Source organism: Streptomyces sp. NPDC021080, from assembly GCF_044333225.1.
GTDB lineage: Bacteria > Actinomycetota > Actinomycetes > Streptomycetales > Streptomycetaceae > Streptomyces.
On record NZ_JBIRQM010000001.1, the window covers coordinates 824,187 to 842,158 of the forward strand.

Annotated in this window: 18 protein-coding genes; 11 read left to right on the forward strand and 7 right to left on the reverse strand. The window is 71.5% G+C overall.

Translation table 11 applies throughout. The features are described 5' to 3' along the window. Positions 1-59 precede the first annotated feature (59 nt). Positions 60-749 (forward strand): response regulator transcription factor, encoded by a 690-nt coding sequence (locus ACH4S8_RS03635; RefSeq protein ID WP_398390512.1) that lies wholly within the window; start codon positions 60-62, stop codon positions 747-749. Beyond that, positions 742-1,845 (forward strand): sensor histidine kinase, encoded by a 1,104-nt coding sequence (locus tag ACH4S8_RS03640; protein ID WP_398390513.1) that lies wholly within the window; start codon positions 742-744, stop codon positions 1,843-1,845. Before ACH4S8_RS03635 ends, ACH4S8_RS03640 begins: the two co-directional genes overlap by 8 nt. A 30-nt stretch (positions 1,846-1,875) precedes the next feature. Here the strand turns inward: ACH4S8_RS03640 and ACH4S8_RS03645 are convergent, their stop codons facing one another. Next, positions 1,876-2,511, reverse strand: a complete 636-nt coding sequence (locus ACH4S8_RS03645; protein WP_398390515.1) for a TetR/AcrR family transcriptional regulator — start codon at positions 2,509-2,511, stop codon at positions 1,876-1,878. A gap of 159 nt (positions 2,512-2,670) precedes the next feature. On the opposite strand from ACH4S8_RS03645, the gene ACH4S8_RS03650 reads away from it, so the two are divergent. The 3 genes from ACH4S8_RS03650 (at position 2,671) to ACH4S8_RS03660 (ending at position 5,040) form a co-directional block, all read left to right on the forward strand. Next, entirely contained in the window at positions 2,671-3,123 is a 453-nt protein-coding gene (locus ACH4S8_RS03650; protein ID WP_398390516.1) for an iron chaperone, read from the forward strand. Positions 3,124-3,328: 205 nt separating this feature from the next. Next, positions 3,329-3,991: an RNA polymerase sigma factor gene (locus ACH4S8_RS03655; RefSeq protein ID WP_398390518.1), complete on the forward strand. Its 663-nt coding sequence runs from the start codon at positions 3,329-3,331 to the stop codon at positions 3,989-3,991. After that, on the forward strand, positions 3,988-5,040 hold the full coding sequence (locus ACH4S8_RS03660) for a CU044_5270 family protein (RefSeq protein WP_398390520.1): 1,053 nt from the start codon (positions 3,988-3,990) through the stop codon (positions 5,038-5,040). Before ACH4S8_RS03655 ends, ACH4S8_RS03660 begins: the two co-directional genes overlap by 4 nt. 183 nt (positions 5,041-5,223) lie before the next feature. Here ACH4S8_RS03660 and ACH4S8_RS03665 read toward each other — a convergent pair whose 3' ends face one another. Beyond that, positions 5,224-6,639 (reverse strand): DEAD/DEAH box helicase, encoded by a 1,416-nt coding sequence (locus ACH4S8_RS03665; RefSeq protein ID WP_398390522.1) that lies wholly within the window; start codon positions 6,637-6,639, stop codon positions 5,224-5,226. A 337-nt stretch (positions 6,640-6,976) separates the two neighbouring features. Between ACH4S8_RS03665 and ACH4S8_RS03670 the strand changes: the two genes are divergently transcribed. Next, positions 6,977-8,635 carry a sigma-70 family RNA polymerase sigma factor gene (locus ACH4S8_RS03670; protein WP_398390524.1) on the forward strand — a complete coding sequence of 553 codons (1,659 nt, stop codon included), beginning with the start codon at positions 6,977-6,979 and terminating at the stop codon, positions 8,633-8,635. Between the two features lie 74 nt (positions 8,636-8,709). On the opposite strand, the gene ACH4S8_RS03675 is transcribed toward ACH4S8_RS03670, so the two are convergent. After that, positions 8,710-9,306, reverse strand: coding sequence for a TetR/AcrR family transcriptional regulator (locus ACH4S8_RS03675; protein ID WP_398390526.1), 597 nt, complete (start codon positions 9,304-9,306; stop codon positions 8,710-8,712). A 228-nt stretch (positions 9,307-9,534) separates the two neighbouring features. Between ACH4S8_RS03675 and ACH4S8_RS03680 the strand changes: the two genes are divergently transcribed. Then, positions 9,535-10,143, forward strand: a complete 609-nt coding sequence (locus ACH4S8_RS03680; RefSeq protein ID WP_398390528.1) for an ATP-binding protein — start codon at positions 9,535-9,537, stop codon at positions 10,141-10,143. A gap of 48 nt (positions 10,144-10,191) precedes the next feature. Here the strand turns inward: ACH4S8_RS03680 and ACH4S8_RS03685 are convergent, their stop codons facing one another. After that, the gene (locus ACH4S8_RS03685) at positions 10,192-11,007 is read right to left on the reverse strand and encodes an alpha/beta fold hydrolase (RefSeq protein ID WP_398390530.1); all 816 of its coding nucleotides are present in this window, start codon (positions 11,005-11,007) and stop codon (positions 10,192-10,194) included. A gap of 201 nt (positions 11,008-11,208) precedes the next feature. Further along, the gene (locus ACH4S8_RS03690) at positions 11,209-12,192 is read right to left on the reverse strand and encodes an MHYT domain-containing protein (RefSeq protein ID WP_398390531.1); all 984 of its coding nucleotides are present in this window, start codon (positions 12,190-12,192) and stop codon (positions 11,209-11,211) included. A 319-nt stretch (positions 12,193-12,511) separates the two neighbouring features. Between ACH4S8_RS03690 and msrA the strand changes: the two genes are divergently transcribed. Then, positions 12,512-13,024: a peptide-methionine (S)-S-oxide reductase MsrA gene (msrA, locus tag ACH4S8_RS03695; RefSeq protein WP_398390533.1), complete on the forward strand. Its 513-nt coding sequence runs from the start codon at positions 12,512-12,514 to the stop codon at positions 13,022-13,024. A gap of 242 nt (positions 13,025-13,266) precedes the next feature. On the opposite strand, the gene ACH4S8_RS03700 is transcribed toward msrA, so the two are convergent. Beyond that, positions 13,267-14,712, reverse strand: a complete 1,446-nt coding sequence (locus ACH4S8_RS03700) for an MFS transporter (protein WP_398390535.1) — start codon at positions 14,710-14,712, stop codon at positions 13,267-13,269. A 262-nt stretch (positions 14,713-14,974) separates the two neighbouring features. Between ACH4S8_RS03700 and ACH4S8_RS03705 the strand changes: the two genes are divergently transcribed. After that, a complete protein-coding gene (locus tag ACH4S8_RS03705) occupies positions 14,975-15,985 on the forward strand; it encodes an Lrp/AsnC family transcriptional regulator (RefSeq protein WP_398390537.1) in 1,011 nt (336 codons plus the stop codon). Positions 15,986-16,147: 162 nt separating this feature from the next. Here the strand turns inward: ACH4S8_RS03705 and ACH4S8_RS03710 are convergent, their stop codons facing one another. After that, entirely contained in the window at positions 16,148-16,513 is a 366-nt protein-coding gene (locus tag ACH4S8_RS03710; protein ID WP_398390539.1) for a nuclear transport factor 2 family protein, read from the reverse strand. Positions 16,514-16,766: 253 nt separating this feature from the next. On the opposite strand from ACH4S8_RS03710, the gene ACH4S8_RS03715 reads away from it, so the two are divergent. Together ACH4S8_RS03715 and ACH4S8_RS03720 are read left to right on the forward strand one after the other, a co-directional pair. Then, on the forward strand, positions 16,767-17,078 hold the full coding sequence (locus ACH4S8_RS03715; protein ID WP_398390541.1) for a WhiB family transcriptional regulator: 312 nt from the start codon (positions 16,767-16,769) through the stop codon (positions 17,076-17,078). Between the two features lie 163 nt (positions 17,079-17,241). Beyond that, the gene (locus ACH4S8_RS03720) at positions 17,242-17,847 is read left to right on the forward strand and encodes a GNAT family N-acetyltransferase (protein WP_398390543.1); all 606 of its coding nucleotides are present in this window, start codon (positions 17,242-17,244) and stop codon (positions 17,845-17,847) included. The last annotated feature ends 125 nt before the right edge of the window (positions 17,848-17,972 follow it).

Sequence of the window (17,972 nt, forward strand, 5' to 3'; positions counted from 1 at the left end):
CGGGCGCGTGCCGGACGCGCGATACGTCGGCGATACGGCGTGCTGCTTAGGCTTCGGACATGCGTGTACTGATCGTGGAGGACGAGCCCTACCTGGCCGAGGCCGTCCGTGACGGTCTGCGGCTGGAGGCGATCGCCGCCGACATCGCCGCCGACGGCGACTCCGCCCTGGAGCTGCTCGGCGTCAACTCCTACGACCTCGCGATCCTCGACCGGGACATCCCCGGCCCTTCCGGCGACGAGGTCGCCCGGCGCATCGTCGCCTCCGGCAGCGGCGTCCCGATCCTCATGCTCACCGCCGCCGACCGGATCGACGACAAGGCCTCCGGGTTCGCGCTCGGCGCCGACGACTACCTCACCAAGCCGTTCGAACTGCGGGAGCTCGTCATGCGGCTGCGGGCGCTCGACCGCAGGCGCGCCTACGCCCGGCCGCCGGTCCGCGAGATCGCGGGCCTGCGGCTGGACCCGTTCCGCCGGGAGGTCTTCCGCGACGAACGCCATGTCGCCCTCACCCGGAAGCAGTTCGCCGTGCTGGAGGTCCTCGTCGCCGCCGAGGGCGGTGTCATCAGCTCCGAAGAGCTGTTGGAACGGGCCTGGGACGAGAACGCCAACCCCTTCACCAACGCCGTCCGCATCACCGTCTCCGCGCTGCGCAAACGGCTCGGCGAGCCATGGGTCATCGCCACGGTGCCCGGCGTCGGCTACCGGATCGACACCGGCACCTCCCACCCCGGCGGCACTCATGAATAGACATCCGGGGCGCAGCGCCCGGCTGAAACTCACCCTCAGCTACGCCGGATTCCTCTTCGTCGCCGGCACCCTCCTGCTGGCCGTGATGTGGGTGTTCGTACTGCGCTGGCTACCGACCGACGACCCCCGGCTCATCCAGAAGACGTACGGCGCCGTGATCATCGTCGGACCCAGCCGTTCCGACCTCCTGTGCGGATTCGCCCCCGCCGCGGCCGTCGCGCTGGCCTTCCTCCTGGTGTTCGGCCTCCTCGGGGGATGGATCCTCGCCGGCCGGATGCTCTCGCCGCTCACACGGATCACGGACGCGGTACGGACGGCCGGGAGCGGATCGCTGTCCCACCGGATCCGCATGAAAGGCCGCCAGGACGAATTCCGCGAACTCTCCGACGCCTTGGACTCGATGCTCGACCGCCTCGAGTCCAAGGTGGCGGAGGAGCAGCGGTTCGCCGCGAACGCCTCCCACGAACTGCGCACCCCGCTGGCGATCTCACGGACACTCCTGGACGTCGCCCGCAAGGACCCCACGGGGGACCGGGACGAACTCATCGAACGCCTGGACGCGGTCAACACGCGGGCGATCGACCTCACCGAGGCCCTCCTGCTGCTCAGCCGCAGCGACCGCGGAAACTTCCCCCGCGAGAGCGTCGACCTCTCCCTCGTCGCCGAGGAAGCCGCCGAGACGCTGCTCCCCTTCGCCGAACAGCGCGGGATCACGCTCGACGTCACCGGCGGGGCGGCTCGTACCAGCGGCTCCGGAGAGCTTTTGCTGCGGATGGTGACGAACCTCGTCCAGAACGCCGTCGTCCACAATCTCCCCGAGGGCGGCACCGTGACGGTCCACACCGAGGCGGACGGCGACACCGGCGTGCTGCGGGTCGAGAACACGGGCCCACGGCTCCCGCCGGAACTGCTGCCGACCCTCACCGAACCGTTCCGGCGGGGGACGGAACGCGTACGCACCGACGAACACGCCGGCGTCGGTCTCGGCCTGGCCATCGTGGCCGGCATCGTCCGCGCCCACGACGGTTCCCTCGAACTCGTTCCCCGCCCCGACGGTGGCCTCATCGTCACGGTCCGGCTGCCCGCCGCGGCATGAGCGGCGTCTTCGGGCGGGCTCACCGCAGGGTCACGGCCCTGCAGCCGGTGGTTCCGCACGCAGCTCGGCCGGTGGTTCCGTACCGGTTCCGTACGCGGCCATGAACATGTCCACGAGTCCGTCGACCGCGGCGATGTCGATCGGGCGGGTCGACAGCAGGCTGCGGTAGTACAGCGCACCGCACAACACCTCGGCCGCGAACTCCAGGTTCGCTTCGGCGTTCAGTTCGCCGGCCCGCTGGGCTCGGGTGATCCGGTCGAGGGTGCTCCGCTCGACGGTGGCCAGGAAGCGTTCGTGCAGGGTCGCCCGGAGCGCGGGGTCGCCTTGTGCCTCGGCGATGACCGCGCGGTAGACCGGGCCGATCGGCGGGTTGGAGAGGGCCGCGCCGGAACGGAGGAACTGCTCGCGCAGATCCTCGCGGACGCTCCCCGTGTCCCGGTAGTCCAGGTCGCTGGTCCACACGCGGCTGAGCGCGTCGAGCAGCAGCGCCGCCTTGGAGGGCCAGCGCCGGTAGATCGTGTGCTTTCCGACTCCGGCCCGGCGGCCGACCGCCTCGATGCTCAGACCCGCGTACCCGACCTCCGCGGCCAGATCGAGCGTCGCCTGGAGCAGTTCCTCGGTGCGCGCGGCGCCTCGACGTCTCGGTGCGGCGGGCGGTTCCGTCATGAGATCACTCTATCGGCACGTGCCGTGCCGTTGACAACGCGGGGGCCGCGCGGAATATTCGGACCTCATCGGCACGGTGCGTGCCGATGAGTGCGGTGGTGGTTCGCCACCGGCGTGCGCAGGATTGCGGACAACGGATCATCGAGGGGGAGTTCTGTCATGAGCAGCACGGAAAGCGGTCGGCACGAGGGGTTCACGGCCGAGGAGCGGGCCGCGATGAAGGACCACGCCAGAGAACTGAAGAAGGAGGCCCGCCGCGGTTCCCGCGCGGACAAGGCGGCCGAGGCGGAGCGGGACGTACTCGCGAAGATCGCCGAGATGGGGGACTCCGACCGGATCATGGCCGAGCGCGTCCATGCCGTCATCACCGCCGGCGCCCCGGTCCTCGCGCCGAAGCTCTGGTACGGCATGCCGGCCTACGCGCTGGACGGCAAGGTCGTCTGCTTCTTCCAGAGCGCGGAGAAGTTCAAGGCGCGCTACGCGACGCTCGGTTTCAGCGACCAGGCGAAGCTGGACGACGGCACGATGTGGGCCACCGCGTTCGCCCTGACCGAGTTGACCGTCGAGGTCGAGGCGAGGATCGGCGCGCTCGTGAAGCAGGCGGTGAGCTGAGACACCTCACAGCGGCCCCCGGCCGGAATCCGGGACAGTGTGCCCCGCCCGTGCGGTTCCCGGGCGGGGCACACGAGGTCGGCACGGCACGGGCACCTTTTCCGGCCGCCTGAGAGCGGACGCCCTCCGAGGCGTGAACCGTTTCGTGGCCGGACGGCAAGTACCGGGTGAAGGCTGTCCTTTCCTCCGACGACACGGACCACTCATGACTGATTCGCTGTGCCGCCCCCTACCGGGGGACGGCACGCCCGGCGTCGACGCCGAGCAGGCCGACGGCGCGCAGACCGATGCCGCGCTGATAGCGGCATCGCTCGACGAGCCGGAGCAGTTCGCGGCGCTCTTCGACCGGCACGCACCCACCATCCACCGGTACGTCGCCCGGCGGCTCGGCAGCGACGCCGCCGACGACATCACCGCGGAGACCTTTCTCACCGCCTTTCGGATCAGGGCCCGTTACGACCGTGACCGGGCCGGCGCGCGGCCCTGGCTGCACGGCATCGCGGCCAAGCTGATCAGCCGTCACCGCCGCGAGGAGGTCAAGGCGTTCAGACTCCTCGCCCGCACCGGCCAGGACCGGATCGCCGAGACCTGGACGGACTCCGCCGACGACCGCGTCACCGCGCAGGCCGCGTCCCGGTCCCTGGCCGGCGCCCTGTCCAAGCTCTCCCAGGGGGACCGGCACACCCTGCTGCTGCTCGCCTGGGCCGACTTCACCTATCAGGAGATCGCCGAGGCACTGGACATCCCCGTGGGCACCGTCCGGTCCCGGCTCAACCGCGCCCGCAGGAAGCTCCGGGCGGCGACAGGCGACCACGACCCGCTGACCGGCCCCCGCGAACTGTCCGTACTCGAAGGTGATTCCGCATGAACGAGCTGAACGAGCTGCGTGCCGACGCCCCGCTGCCCGACGCCGGTCGGCTCGCACCCCAACGCGCCCTGCTCACCGATGAGTTCAGGTCACGGCCCGACGGACGTCGACCTGTCTTCACGCGACCGAGGCCGGTGGGGCGAAGGACGTTCCTGGCGGTCGCGGGCGCCGTCACGGCCCTGGCGGTGACGGGCGGGGCCGTGGTCCTCCTGTCCGACGACGCTCCGGGCGCGCGCACGGGCACCGCATCCTCCGGCCGGCAACTGCTGTCCGCGGAGGCCTCGGCCGACACCCTCGAACTGGCGGCGGCCACGGTGGAGAAGCTCGGAGCGACGGAGCCCGGACCGAAGCAGTGGGTCTACGAGAAGTCGACGTCCCTCGGCCAGCAGGCACCCCAGACATCGGAGAGGTGGACCCGCTGGGACGGCACGGGCTGGGCGCGGATTCCCGGTATGCGACTGCCGGGCAGCCCCCCCGACTTCGACCGGAACAAGCTTCAGATCACCTATGGGCCCAACATGGAGGCGAAATGGAAGAAGGAGGGGTACGACGACCGTTCGCAGCGGCAGTTCTACCGCTTCCTCGCCACCCTGCCGGGCGACCCCGACCGGATGATGCGGCGCATCCGTGAGGAGCACGCCATCGGCGACATCAAGGGCGAGACCCCGGCCCAGCGCGACTGGCGGGAGATCGACGTCCTCTACCGCTCGGTGCTGATCCCGCCGAAGGTCCGGGCGGGCATGTTCAGGGCGCTGGCGAAGATTCCGGGGGCCCGCGTGGAGAAGGGGATCAAGGACCCCGTCGGGCGTCCGGCGATCGGCGTGACCGTGACCTACGCCGAGCCCGCGGCCTCGGGAGCCCAGGGCAAGCAGGAGATCTTCTTCGACCCGGTCACGTACGCGTATCTGGGCGAGGCGGCGGACCTCCCGTCGATGAAGGCTCCCAAGGGCACGCCCGCGTCGTCCCCGGGCCCCCACGACTGGAGCCACGCGATCGTCAGCGTCCGCAACGCCTGGGGTGTCGTCGACAAACCGGGGGAGCGCCCCTGACGGCATCGGGCCGGGGAGCGTGCGTGTCGCCGCCCTGCCCGGCGTGACCGGACGAGCGGGCCGGGGCGTCATACCCCCGCGCCCGCTCGTCCGGTCCGGCGCGGCGGGCCGCCCGGGCCCGTGCCTCGACGGCCCCGGGCGAGCGGCGGCCCGGCTTCCGCCACAGGGCGGTCGAGGCCGGCGTCAGCGGCCCTTGCGCACCCGGGCCGCCGCGCGGGCCTCCGCCGCCTTGCGGGCGTCCGCGGTCTTGCGCGACTCCTTGGCGGGGCGTCCGGGGCGCGTGCCGATGCCGCGGAAGGGCTCGTTGCCGGTGCTCGTCTTCGGCCCGGTCGGCGGGCGCTTGGCGCCGGTGATGGCGGTCAGCGCCGCCTCGCCCGAGCGCACCTGCGTGACGGTCGGCCGGATGCCGGCGTCGGACATCAGGCGGTTCACATCGCGCCGCTGGCCGGAGGTGACCAGGGTGACGACCTTCCCGGATTCCCCGGCGCGCGCGGTGCGTCCGCCGCGGTGCAGATAGTCCTTGGCGTCGGCGGGCGGGTCGACGTTGACGACGAGGTCGAGCGCGTCGATGTGAATGCCCCGGGCCGCGACGTTGGTGGCCACCAGCACGTTGATCTCACCGTTCTTGAACTGGGCGAGCGTGTGCGTGCGCTGCGGCTGCGACTTCCCGCTGTGCAGGCCGGAGGCGCGGATGCCGCTGGCCCGCAGGTGACGGGTGAACTGGTCCACGCCCGTCTTGGTGTCCAGGAACATCAGCACCCGGCCGTCCCGGGCGGCGATCTCTGTCGCCGTCGCGTACTTGTCCGCGCCGTGGATGTTCAGCACGTGATGTTCCATCGTGGCGACGGAGCCCGCCACCCGGTCGACCGAGGCGAGGACCGGGTCGTGAAGATAGTTCCGGACGAGCTGGTCGACGTTGTGGTCGAGCGTGGCGGAGAACAGCAGCCGCTGCCCGTCGGGGCGCACCTGGTCCATGAGGTCCGAGACCTGCGGCAGGAAGCCCAGGTCGCACATCTGGTCCGCCTCGTCCAGCACCGTGATGCCCACCTGGTTCAGGAAGCAGTCACGGCGTGACACCAGATCGGTCAGGCGCCCCGGCGTCGCGATGAGCACCTCGACGCCCGTACGCAGCTGTGCCTGCTGCCGGTTGATGGACAGACCGCCCACCACCGTCGCCAGCCGTACGTTCAGGGTCCGCGCGTACGGCTCCAGCGCGTCGCCCACCTGCTGCGCGAGCTCCCGGGTCGGTACCAGGACCAGTGCCAGGGGCCGCTTGGCCTCCGCCCGGCGGCCCGCGGTCCGGGCGAGCAGGGCCAGCCCGAAGGCCAGCGTCTTGCCGGAGCCGGTCCGTGCCCGGCCGAGGACGTCGTGTCCGGCCAGGGCGTTCGGCAGCGTCGCGGCCTGGATCGGGAAGGGCTCCGTCACCCCGAGCCCGGTCATCTCGGCCACCAGTTCCGGCGGCAGGCCGAGGGCGTCGAACGACGCGACGGGCGGCAGGCCGGTGCCGGAGTGGGACGGTGCCGCCGGGACGTCGCCCTGTGGCGCCGGCTCGTGCCCGCCGGCGTCGGAGAGTCCAGGGGCCGGCCGCTTCGCGTTCATGGGGAACCTTCCTCAGTCTGACGCCCGGAACGCCCCGGGGCCCGTGCCACTCGGCACGGGCCCCGGCGACTTCGAAGCGTTCCGCCCATTTTACCAGCGGCCCCGTGGACGCCGGCCGGGCCGGTCGACGCGCCCCGGCCGTACGGTCGCCGCCGCCCGCGCGGCGGGCCCGCCCGTCCGCCGGACCGGGCCCCGATGTGACCTCTTTCCTTGCCATCGGCGCCCCGGTGCGGGAAGCATCTGCGGAACGAGTCTCCGAAGAACTGTTATTCGAGGTTCCGCGGGCGGTCTCCCAGGCAACGGCAGCTTCGTTCGGAGTCGAGGACAGGAACGTTTCATGAGGAGACAGCACGCGGTGGAGCCGGCGGCACTGGTGACTGCCGCCCGGGCGGGCGACCCGGCGGCCCAGGACGCCTTGGTGAGCGCCTATCTCCCCTTGGTCTACAACATCGTCGGGCGCGCGCTGAACGGCTCCGTCGATGTCGACGACGTCGTGCAGAACACCATGCTCCGCGCCTTGGACGGCCTGAACGGTCTGCGTACGCCGGAGAGCTTCCGCTCCTGGCTCGTGGCGATCGCGATGAACCAGGTCCGGGCGCACTGGCGGGACCGGCAGCTCGCCCCGGACGGTGTGGAGGAGGCGGAGGATCTCGCCGACCCGGGCGCCGACTTCGTGGACCTGACCATGGTGCGGCTCCAGCTCTCCGGACAGCGGCGGGAGACCGCGCTGGCGACCCGCTGGCTCGAACCCGACGACCGGGGTGTGCTCTCCCTGTGGTGGCTGGAGTGCGCCGGTGAACTGACCCGGACCGAGGTGGCCGCGGCGCTGGAGCTGTCACCGCAGCACACGGCGGTCCAAGTGCAGCGGATGAAGGCGCAGTTGGAGACGGCCCGGGTGGTGGTACGGGCGCTCGCCGCCCGCCCGGCCTGCGAGGAGCTGCGCGGTGTCCTCGCCTCCTGGGACGGCCGGCCCTCGGCGCTGTGGCGCAAGCGGATCGCCCGGCACGCCCGTGACTGTGTCCGCTGCTCCGGACTGTGGAGCGGACTGATGCCCGCGGAGGGGCTGCTGGCCGGCCTGGCGCTGATCGCCGTGTCACCGGGGCTGACCGCGGCGCTGCGGAGCGCTTCCGGCGGGATGGCCGCCACGGGTTCGGTGTCCCGGATCTCGCCCGCCGCCGGTCACGGGGAGGAGGGTCCGGCCGGGGCCGGACACCGGGCGTCCCGGGGGAGGGCGGCCTCGCGCGGCGAGGCCCGTCGGCGCCGGCGCACACGGCGCCGGGCCCTGGGCGGCGCCCTCGTGGCGGTCTGCGTGGCGGGTGGCGGCCTCTGGTACTTCGACATCGGACCCGGATCGCGAACCGACGAGGCCGCTCCGTCGCGGACCGCGGGCGACCCCGTCATGGACCTCTCGGCGACGGGTGCCTCCGGCACCTCCGCCCCGGTGACGGCCACCGCCACCGCGTCGCCGTCCGCGTCACCGTCGGCGTCCTCGTCGAAGAAGGCGAAGGCGTCCAGGACGCCCCGTCCCGCCGAGCCGAGCAAGTCGCCCACCGCGTCCTCGGCCGCGCCGACCCGGCGGGTGTCCGGCGCGGCCCAGGCGCAGTCGGCCCCGACGACGACGGTGGCGCAGGTGGTCGCGCTGGTGAACAAGGAGCGGGCGTCGGCCGGTTGTGGTCCGGTCACCGAGGACCCGCAACTGGAGGACGCGGCTCAGGGCCACTCCGACGACATGGCCGCCCGCGACTTCTTCGACCACGTCAACCCGGACGGCGCCGACCCCGGGGAGCGCATCACCGCCGCCGGTTACCACTGGTCCACGTACGGCGAGAACATAGCCATGGGCCAGCAGACCCCCGGGGCGGTGATGGATTCCTGGATGAACAGCCCGGGGCACCGCGCGAACATTCTCAACTGTTCGTTCAAGAACATAGGGGTGGGTGTGCACAAGGGGTCGGGCGGCCCGTGGTGGACACAGGACTTCGGGACGAAGCTGTGATGCCCGGCCTCTCCTGACGAGCGGCGGACGCGCCGGTCATGGCCGCGCCGGGCACACGTCGGTGCGAACGTGCCTCAGGTGACGTGCCAGCCGGGTTCGAGGCGGTCGAGGAGCGCGGGGAAGGCCGTGTCCGCCGGCTCCCGGCCGCCCTCGGCCAGGGAGGCGACGAGCAGGCCGAAGGTCGCGTCGACCAGGAGGACGGCCTCCGCCCGGGCTCGGACGTCCGTCATGCCGAGATCCCGGAAGGCGGAGGTGAGCAGGTCCGTCCACTCGGTCAGCACGTCCCGCAGGACGGGCCCGTACCGGTCGGGCTCGATCAGGCCGGCGGCCATGATCTCGAGGTAGAGGGGGAGCGCGGGGCGCAGGTCGGGGGCGCCGAACCGCCGCCAGATCTCCTCCATGAAGCGGCGGATCCCCGCCGGGCTCCGCGGGGTCCCGGCGGCGTTGAGCAGGTCCCGGGCCTGCAGGAGCGGTCGCCGCTCGTCCAGGGCGAGGGCCTCGGCGACCATGGCTTCCTTGGTCCCGAAGTAGTACAGGAGCATGCGATCGCTGGTGCCCAGGGTCCGGGCGAGCGGACGCAGGGACAGCCCGGCGAGGCCGTTGCGCACCAGGTACGCGCGGACCCGGTCGGTCAGATCCCGTCGTTTGTCCTGGTCAGGCGGTCGTGGCATGGGTCTCCCGGCGGCTGCGCCACGGTCGTGTGACACCGAACACATTCCATATGTCCCGATAGGTACCCTTAGAAAGAATTTTTACCGTAGCGAGCGCTACATGCATATTTGTTATCGTGACGGGCGTTACGTGAACGCGTGACCTGACAATGTCCGGACCGGTCTCGACGACGGGTCCGTGCCGCTCGAGCGGTGTGGTCGCCGGCAGCGCAGAAGGGACTGATTCCCATGGCCCCTGGGGCCATCGACCTCTTGGCGGCACCTCGCCGGGGGCGCTTCGCCTGGCTCTCTCGTCGGCCGGAGGGATCGGGGGGCGAGGACGCCACGCGATGCGATCAGGAGAACGAGATATCCGTGGAGGCTGCACCCACTTCGTGGCTCGCCCGGCACCGGGCACTGTGGTCACGCATGCTCGAACCCATCCGTCCCTTCGACGCGCCCCGCGCTTGTGTCACCCCCTGGGAGGCCTCCTGGCCCCTGTCGCGGGAGCTGACCTCGGCCCGTCGGGCCCGCCGCCTGGTGACGGCGCAACTGGACGAGTGGGATCTGGAAGAGCTCGCCGAGACCGCGGAGCTCCTGGTCAGCGAACTGGTCACCAACGCGCTGCGCCATACCCGCGGCCCCCTGCGGCTCAACCTGTGCCTGCGCGGCGACCGCCTGCTGTGCGAGGTGGAGGACACCGAGCCCGTCTGCCCCGTGCGTCGTGAGGCCGATGCCGACGCGGAGGGCGGTCGCGGCACCGAACTGCTCGACCTGCTCGCCGAGAGCTGGGGCAGCACCTGCACGCCCACCGGCAAGACCATGTGGTTCGAGGTGCCGACGGAGACCCCGTCGTAGCACCTGCCGAACCTCCGGCGAGGCTCGGCAGGCGACCGGCCGGAGCCCTCAGGGACGGGTGGCCACCTGTGTGGCGAGGAAGTCGAGGACCGCGGCGTTGAACCGTCCGGGCTGTTCGGCACCGGGGAGGTGGCCGGCGCCGTCGACGACGGTCAGGGTCGCGTGCGGGACGAGCGCGTGGATGGCCTCGGCATCGGCGACCGGCGTGTAGACGTCGTCGGCGCCGACCACGATCAGCACGGGGGACCGCACGGCGGCGAGCGTGTCCCGGTAGTCGGGGCGTTCGGCCCGGCCGCGCAGGGCCGCCGCGGCACCGCGGGGATCCGTGGCGCGCATCATGCGCAGGACCCGCTCGGCGACATCCGGCATCGCGACGACGTTGTAGTCGGCGAGCATCTTGCCGATGACCTCGTCCGCGTAGCCGTCCATCCCCTCTGTCAGGAGACGGTCGGCCAGTCGGTTGCGGAAGACCTTGCCCTCGTCCGTCTCGGCGGGCGCGGAGGTGTCCGACAGGACGAGCGCGCGGACGCGGTGCGGGTGGGCGCGCTGCACTTCCATGGCGATCTGCCCGCCCATCGAGACGCCGCCCACCACGGCCCGTTCGATGTCCAGGTGGTCCAGGAGCGCGACGAGGTCGTCGGCGAAGTCGGAGAGATACACGGGGCCGGCTTCCACCGAGCTGTCGCCGTAGCCGCGCAGGTCCGGGGTGATGACCCGGTGGCCGGCCGCGACGAGCGCCGCGGCCTGAGGTGCCCACAGGGTGCGGTTGAAGGGGTGCCCGTGGATCAGCAGGACGGGCAGTCCGGCCGAGGAGCCGGCGTCGTCGTAGTGGAGCGTCGTACCGCGCAGGGCTATGGAAGTCATGCCAGGCACCCTAGTCTCAAGATCATCCCGAGGGGTCCGAAGCGCGTCAGGGCTTGTGCCGCGGCGCCGGCCGGGTACGGCTGCCGCTCCCGTTCATCGGCTCGAAACGGGTTCCTCGCCCGTGTCGTCCGCCTGGGTACGACGACGGCCCGGCACGAGCGCGAGGTCGATCGCGTCGGCCGGGCCGTCGACGGTGAGGTGTTACTCCGCCTCGTACCGGGCTCCGTAGGAGGTGCCGGCGTTCGGGTCCCCGTACTGGGAGGCGTACTGGGGCGCGCCCTCGTCGGCGGCGGGCCACTGGGGTGCCGCCGAGGTCCAGTTGCCGGCCTGCGGGGCGTCGTGCGCCAGCGCCGAGGAGTCCTGGTTGCCGGACACGTGCACCGGCATGACGTTTCCGCGTGCGACGACCTTGGAACGTCCCTTCGCCTGCTTGCTCCCGCTGCTGTCGCCGAGGATCAGGACCGGGTCGAACATGACGATGGCCGCGGCGATGATGAGGAAGAGGATCGGGCCCAGGAGCATCGGCAGCAGGAGGGAAGTGCCCTCCTGGCCGGTGATGGTCGGGGCCGAGTCGATGCTGTTGTGGAGATGGACGCTCACGGCGGCCATGCCCGTGTAGTGCATGCCGGTGACGGCGAGGCCCATGACGAGGCTGGCGCCGAGCGTGCGGAGGAAGCCCTGCACGGAGACGGCGGCCCACAGCGCGGCGGTCGCCGCGACGAGGGCGATGATCACGGACAGGGTCACGGTGAACGCGTTGTAGCCGAGGTCTCCGTTGAGCTGCATTGCGAACATGCCGAGGTAGTGCATCGTCGCGACGCCGAGGCCGGTGATGGAGCCGCCCACGGTGAGGGACGCTCGCGTGGCACCGCGGTGTCCGACGATGAAGACGCCGGCGGAGACCACCACGATCGCCACGGCGAGGCTGAGCACGGTCAGCGGGATGTCGTAGGTGATGGGCGTCTCCGCCACGGAGAAGCCCGTCATGGCGATGAAGTGCATCGTCCAGATGCCGCAGCCCAGGGCGCTCGCCCCCAGGGCCAGCCAGCCCAGCCTCCACCCGGGCTCGTGGTGCACCGTGCGCACCACACAGCGCAGCCCCAACGCCGAGCCCACACAGGCCATGACGTAGGCGGCCACCGGTGTGACCAGCCCGTAGCTGAAGCCGTCGATCGTGCCGTTCATCCGCTCCCTAACGCTTTACCGCTGACATACGAAGGCCATTGAGCCCTTTCCTCGGTAGCGATAGCAAATTCTTGAGGCGATGTTGATTGAAACTTGCGCGATCGTTATCGATTTCCTGCCGGAGCCCTCGCCGGGCGGCTCCGCCGTGCTCCGGACCTCCGTCGTGTCCCAGGTGCCGGACCGGGAATTTCGAGCGGTCCTTCCGGCCTTGTGCTGAGCGGTGCCACGTCGCTGCGAGGGCGGGGCGGACGGACCGGCGGCGGCGCGTGAAGCGGTGCCTGTGCGAGTCTGACGAGGACGAGGAAGAAGGGTGCGTGTGATGAGCCGGAACGAGGAGAAGGCGCTGCTGGCCGGCGGCTGCTTCTGGGGCATGCAGGATCTGATCAGGACGTTCCCGGGTGTTCTGGACACGCGGGTGGGGTACAGCGGCGGAGACGTGGCCAACGCGACGTATCGCAACCACGGGACGCATGCCGAGGCGATCGAGATCACGTTCGATCCCACGAGGACCGACTACCGGACGATCCTGGAGTACTTCTTCCAGATCCACGACCCGTCGACGAAGAACCGTCAGGGCAACGACATCGGTCTCAGCTACCGGTCCGCCATCTTCTACGTCGACGACGAGCAGAAGCGGGTCGCCGAGGAGACCATCGCGGACGTCGACGCCTCCGGGCTGTGGCCCGGGAAGGTCGTGACCGAGGTCGCGCCGGCCGGTCCGTTCTGGGAGGCGGAGCCGGAGCACCAGGACTACCTGCAGCGCTACCCCGACGGTTACACCTGCCACTTCGTCCGTCCGAACTGGCGGCTGCCGAGGCGCGCGGAATCCTGATCAGGGGCTGACCACCCGCGGGTCGCGCGGGTGGGTGCCCCGGGCCGGAACGGGCCGCGGGCGCCGGAGGTCCGGCGCCCGCGTCGCCCGAGGGCCGGTGTCATGAACCGGCCCGGACCGCGGCCCGGTGCCCGTTCCCCGGTCGGTTGTGGGTGCGACCGGCCTTGCCGCCCCGCCTGCCGCGGGGCGGCCGGCCGTCGTCGGGTGGCCGCGGTCGGCGGTAGGCCGGTCGCGGCCGGTCGTCAGCGGGTGGCGCGGCGCGTGGCCCGGTGTGTGGTCATGACCGTGGCGGCCACCGCCGCGGCGGCCAGGATGACCGAGGCGGCCCCCAGCGCGTGCTGGGCCGCGGTGCCCGCGTCGTCGGCCGTCCGCAGATAGACGCCGCCGACGACCGCCACACCGAGAGTGCCGCCGAGCTGCTGTACGGCGTTGAGCAGACCGGCGGCCGAACCGGTCTCCTGCGGGCCGACGCCGCCGAGTGCCGTGCTGAAGAACGGCGGGGTGAACAGGCCCGTGCCCAGCCCGGCGACGGCGAGGGCGGCGGGAAGCAGCGTCGGATACGTGCCGGGGTCCGCACCGCGGTACGCGAGGACGGCCGCGACCAGACCGATCGCGAGGACGGCGACGCCGGTGTGCAGGACGCGCGTTCCGTACCGCGTGACCAGATGCGTGCCGGCGGCCCAGGAGCCGGTCGCGAGGCCCACGGACCAGGGCAGCAGCGTGAGACCCGCGGTCAACGGCCCGTCGTGGAGGCCGAGTTCGAGGTGCAGGACGACGGTGATCATGACGCCGTTCATGACGGCGAAGAACAGGGTCGACGTGGCCAGGGCGGCGGGGAACGCCCGGCCCCGCAGCAGCGCCGGTTCGATCAGCGGGGCCTGGCCGCGGCGGCCGGCGCGGCGCTGATGGACGACGAACAGGCCCAGGACCACGGTTCCCGCGGCGGCGACGGCCCACCGGGCCGGACCGGGGTTCCCGGAGGCCAGGGGGCACACGACCAGCGCGGTGCCGAGCATGGCGAGGACGGTGCCGACCGGGTCGAGACGGGGCCGTGTCGGCGCGCGGTCCTCGGTCAGGAACACGGACGCGGCCAGGACCGCGGCGGCCGGCGGGAGGTTGACGAGGAAGACCGCGCGCCACGAGGAGCCGAACACGTCCGCATGGGTCAGGACACCGCCGAGAACCGGGCCCAGGACGGCGGACAGGCCCATGACCGGACCGATCATGCCGAGTGCCCGGGTGAGTTCGCCGCCCTCGTACATCGCGCGGATCAGCCCGAAGGTCTGCGGGATGATCGCGGCCGCCGCCGCGCCCTGCACGGCACGCAGGGCGATCAGGGACCCGGCGTCCGGCGCGAGCGCGCAGGCCAGGGAGGTGGCGGCGAACAGGACGACGCCCAGGCGGAAGACCCGCCTGCGGCCCGCCATGTCGCCGAGCCGGGCGCCGGTCAGCAGGCCGAGGGCGAACGCGAGGGTGTAGGCGGCGCTGAACCACGGGATCGTCGCCCGTGCGCCGCCGAGGTCGGTGTGGATGACGGGGCCGGCGACCTGGACGATCGTGGCGTCGAGGAGGTTCATCGCCTCGGCCGTGAGTACCGCCGCGAGGGCGAGCCCACGGCGGCCGGGGTCCGGCGGGGCGACGGTGGTGGGCCGGCCGCGGCCGGCCGTGGGCTTCGTGATGCGGGACATGGGTCTCCCCCCGGGGACTGCATGGGTGTGCCAGTGCCAGTGCCAGTGCTGGTGCTGGTGCTGGTGTTGGTGGTGTCTGTGGTGGTGCCAGTGCCGACGTCGGTGCCGGTTGCGGTCGCGGTGGTGCCGGCCGGGCCGTGGACGGCGCGGCCGCCGCACGGTGTGCGGCCGGTGACCACCGTGTCGCCGGGTCCTTCTCCGCTTCCACTTCTTCAGCCGACTTCAGGGATTTCTTCCAACAAGGTCGGCTAATTTGGCGAGCATGCTCGTACTGGACGAACTGGACCGGGGTCTGATCCACGCCCTGCACGTGGACGCACGGGCGCCGTTCACCCTCGTCGCCGATGTCCTCGGCTCCTCGACCCAGACCGTGGTCCGCCGCTACCGCCGGCTGTACGCGCAAGCCGGGCTGCGTGTCGTCGCCCTGCCCACACCCCGGACGTCCGGCACGCACCAGTGGTTCGTACGGCTCACCGCCGCGACGCGCAGCGCGCACGACATCGCGGTGGCGCTCGCCCGGCGCCCCGACACCTCCTGGGTACGGCTGACCTCCGGCGGAACGGAGATCGTCGCGATCATCCACACCGCCCCCGCCGGTCCGGACGCGCACGCGCTCCTGCTGCGGGACATCCCCCGCACCGCGGGGATCACCGCCGTGTCGGCCCACTACCTGCTGCACACCTACCTGGGTGGTCCGACGGCGTGGCGCGGCCGGATCGACGCCCTGGACGCGGACCAGGTGGCGCGGCTGCGCGCCGGGACCCCCGCGTCGGACGCTCCGGAGACCGGGGACTCCTCCGGTGCCCGGGTCACCCCGCTCTCCGCCCATCTCCTCACGGAGGCGGACCGGCTGCTGATCTCCGCGCTGCGCGAGGACGCGCGCCTGAGCTACGCGGAACTGGCCGCGGCCACCGGCACCACTCCGTCCACCGTGGCCCGTCGGCTGTCCGAACTGCGGGCGCGCGGCGCGCTGTTCTTCGACATCGACATCGATCCGGTGCTGCTCGGCGTGACGGTGTCGGCGCTGCTCTGGATGCAGGTGGCGCCCGCACACCTGGACACGGTGGCGACAGCGCTGGCCGGTCACGGTGAACTCGCGCTGGTCGCGGCGACGACCGGCCCGACGAACCTCGTCGCCCACGCGCTGTGCCGTGACGCGGAGGCCCTGCACCACTACCTGACGCGGCGGGTGGCCTGGGACTCGGTCACGCGGATCGAGACGGCGCCGGTACTGCGTACGTACAAGGCGGCTGCGACGCTCCGCGCCCACTGATTCCGAACGGGCGGCTGCGGTTGCGACGCCCCGTGCGAACCGACCGCGAACGACCGTCGATCGACCGTGAACGGACCGCCAACCAATCGTGAATCGACCACCAACCAACCGTGAACCGACCGCGAATCGACTGCCGACCGACCGTGAACCGACCTCCGTGGATCAGAGATAGTCGTTCCGTTTGAGCTCGATCACCCATGCGCGGCGTTCGCAGATCTTCCCGTCGCGCATGCGGAACACCTCGGCCATCGACATGCGCATCGGTTCTCCGGTGTCACGCATCACCGTTCCGGTGAGTTCGGCCATGACCACGTCGTCCTCCTCGACCATGCGTACGACGTCCAACTGGGGAGGCGGGACGAAGCCGGGGCCCTCGACGGCGGCGTCGTACGCCTCCTTGCCGGCCAGATGGAAGCCGCCGAAAACCGTCCACTCGATGTCATCGGTGAGGCAACTCAGGATCTGTGCGTGATCGTTCTTTCGGAAGCCGTCGAGATACGTCTCGACGGTCTGCTTGTTCCGGGACATGACTCCTGCTTTCCATGGCGAGGAAGGGGGTGGACGCCCGCACCGTGCTGCGGAGGCGCTGATCCGGACCGTGGACCGTCGCGGCACCTCCATAGCGCTGCCGCGCCCGAGAGGCAAGCGAGGCTCACTCGAAGGTGTGGTGCCGTACGGCAGATAGAGTTGTGGCCCTCGAAAGGCGTAGTGTCATATGCCTGTTGCCAGGGCAGGAGGGCAACTCGCAGGCGGGGGCCAGGGGAGAGGACGGCATCACGAGATGACGAGCACCGACTGGAGTGATCGAGGATTGTGCCGTACGGCCGATCCTGACGACCTGTTCGTCGAGGGCGCGGCGCAGAACCGGGCCAAAATGCTGTGTATCGGGTGCCCCGTGCTCACCGAATGCCTCGCTTATGCGCTTGACCATCGCATCGAGCACGGCGTGTGGGGAGGCATGACCGAGCGCGAGCGCCGAGCCCTGCTGCGCCGTCGGCCGACGGTGACCTCCTGGCTGAACCTCCTGGAAACGGCGCGAGTGGAACACGAACGCTCACAGGACACCGCGGCCGTCGCCCGCAGGGCGAGCTGACCTTTCGGCTCGCCGCCCACGTACAGCGGTTGCGAGGGCGTGACCGGCGGCCGTGCCGGTGCCGACGGCGTGGACACGCGGGCTTTCACGAGCCATGGCGCAGTCATCCGACGAGCCCGGAAACCCATTGGTTCCGGACCGGAGGCAGCCGTAGCATCCGATCATGATCGAAGCCGTACGGACCCTGGACGACGACGAGCGCGACGTGGAGCCGGAGAGGCAATTCGCCTGGCGTGCCGCGTCGGTCGGCCTCGCGGTGGTCGAGGTGGACGACGCCGAGTTGCTGCACGGCTGGCGATCCGATCCGGTGGGCGCCTACGAACTCGGTACGTGGCCGCGCTCCCTCACCGCGCTGCGCGAGCGCATCGAACGCGACAACGACGACGATGATCGCGACGACTTCCTCGTCCTGCTCCCGGACGGCACCCCCGTCGGCCAGATCGCACTCGGCCGCCAGGACATGATCGACGGCACCGCCGAGGTCGAGTTGATGCTGGCCCCGCAGTACCGAGGCCGCGGCCACGGCACGGACGCGCTCGACGCCTTGGTGGACCTGGCGTTCGGTGAACTCCCGCTGTACCGGCTCACGGCGGAGACGCACACGGGCAACGCTCCCGCCCGCGCGGTCCTCACCAAGTCCGGCTTCGTCCAGGAAGGCGTGAGCCGAGCCGCCTGCTTCCATCGGGGCCGACGCCACGACCTCGCCGTGTTCTCGCTGCTGCGCCCCGAATGGGAAGCGTTGAACCGCCCTCGCGCCTGGGACGCCTGACCGAGCCGGACCGCTCCTTTCCGGACGTGGATGCCGGCCCTTGAGTTCGCCCGGCCGGACGGGGCGGGGGAGTGTCAGGTGACAGCCCCGGCGTCCGTGAGGGGAACGGTGTCCCCGACCCGGTG

What these genes read in the sequence shown, in the direction of transcription:
- ACH4S8_RS03710 (WP_398390539.1), bottom strand. Translation starts at nt 16,513, where the DNA reads ATGTCCCGGAACAAGCAGACCGTCGAGACGTATCTCGACGGCTTCCGA.
- ACH4S8_RS03720 (WP_398390543.1), top strand. Translation starts at nt 17,242, where the DNA reads ATGATCGAAGCCGTACGGACCCTGGACGACGACGAGCGCGACGTGGAG.
- ACH4S8_RS03655 (WP_398390518.1), top strand. Translation starts at nt 3,329, where the DNA reads ATGACTGATTCGCTGTGCCGCCCCCTACCGGGGGACGGCACGCCCGGC.
- ACH4S8_RS03640 (WP_398390513.1), top strand. Translation starts at nt 742, where the DNA reads ATGAATAGACATCCGGGGCGCAGCGCCCGGCTGAAACTCACCCTCAGC.
- ACH4S8_RS03665 (WP_398390522.1), bottom strand. Translation starts at nt 6,639, where the DNA reads ATGAACGCGAAGCGGCCGGCCCCTGGACTCTCCGACGCCGGCGGGCAC.
- ACH4S8_RS03635 (WP_398390512.1), top strand. Translation starts at nt 60, where the DNA reads ATGCGTGTACTGATCGTGGAGGACGAGCCCTACCTGGCCGAGGCCGTC.
- ACH4S8_RS03685 (WP_398390530.1), bottom strand. Translation starts at nt 11,007, where the DNA reads ATGACTTCCATAGCCCTGCGCGGTACGACGCTCCACTACGACGACGCC.
- ACH4S8_RS03705 (WP_398390537.1), top strand. Translation starts at nt 14,975, where the DNA reads ATGCTCGTACTGGACGAACTGGACCGGGGTCTGATCCACGCCCTGCAC.
- ACH4S8_RS03680 (WP_398390528.1), top strand. Translation starts at nt 9,535, where the DNA reads ATGGCCCCTGGGGCCATCGACCTCTTGGCGGCACCTCGCCGGGGGCGC.
- msrA (WP_398390533.1), top strand. Translation starts at nt 12,512, where the DNA reads ATGAGCCGGAACGAGGAGAAGGCGCTGCTGGCCGGCGGCTGCTTCTGG.
- ACH4S8_RS03715 (WP_398390541.1), top strand. Translation starts at nt 16,767, where the DNA reads ATGACGAGCACCGACTGGAGTGATCGAGGATTGTGCCGTACGGCCGAT.
- ACH4S8_RS03670 (WP_398390524.1), top strand. Translation starts at nt 6,977, where the DNA reads ATGAGGAGACAGCACGCGGTGGAGCCGGCGGCACTGGTGACTGCCGCC.
- ACH4S8_RS03690 (WP_398390531.1), bottom strand. Translation starts at nt 12,192, where the DNA reads ATGAACGGCACGATCGACGGCTTCAGCTACGGGCTGGTCACACCGGTG.
- ACH4S8_RS03660 (WP_398390520.1), top strand. Translation starts at nt 3,988, where the DNA reads ATGAACGAGCTGAACGAGCTGCGTGCCGACGCCCCGCTGCCCGACGCC.
- ACH4S8_RS03645 (WP_398390515.1), bottom strand. Translation starts at nt 2,511, where the DNA reads ATGACGGAACCGCCCGCCGCACCGAGACGTCGAGGCGCCGCGCGCACC.
- ACH4S8_RS03700 (WP_398390535.1), bottom strand. Translation starts at nt 14,712, where the DNA reads ATGTCCCGCATCACGAAGCCCACGGCCGGCCGCGGCCGGCCCACCACC.
- ACH4S8_RS03675 (WP_398390526.1), bottom strand. Translation starts at nt 9,306, where the DNA reads ATGCCACGACCGCCTGACCAGGACAAACGACGGGATCTGACCGACCGG.
- ACH4S8_RS03650 (WP_398390516.1), top strand. Translation starts at nt 2,671, where the DNA reads ATGAGCAGCACGGAAAGCGGTCGGCACGAGGGGTTCACGGCCGAGGAG.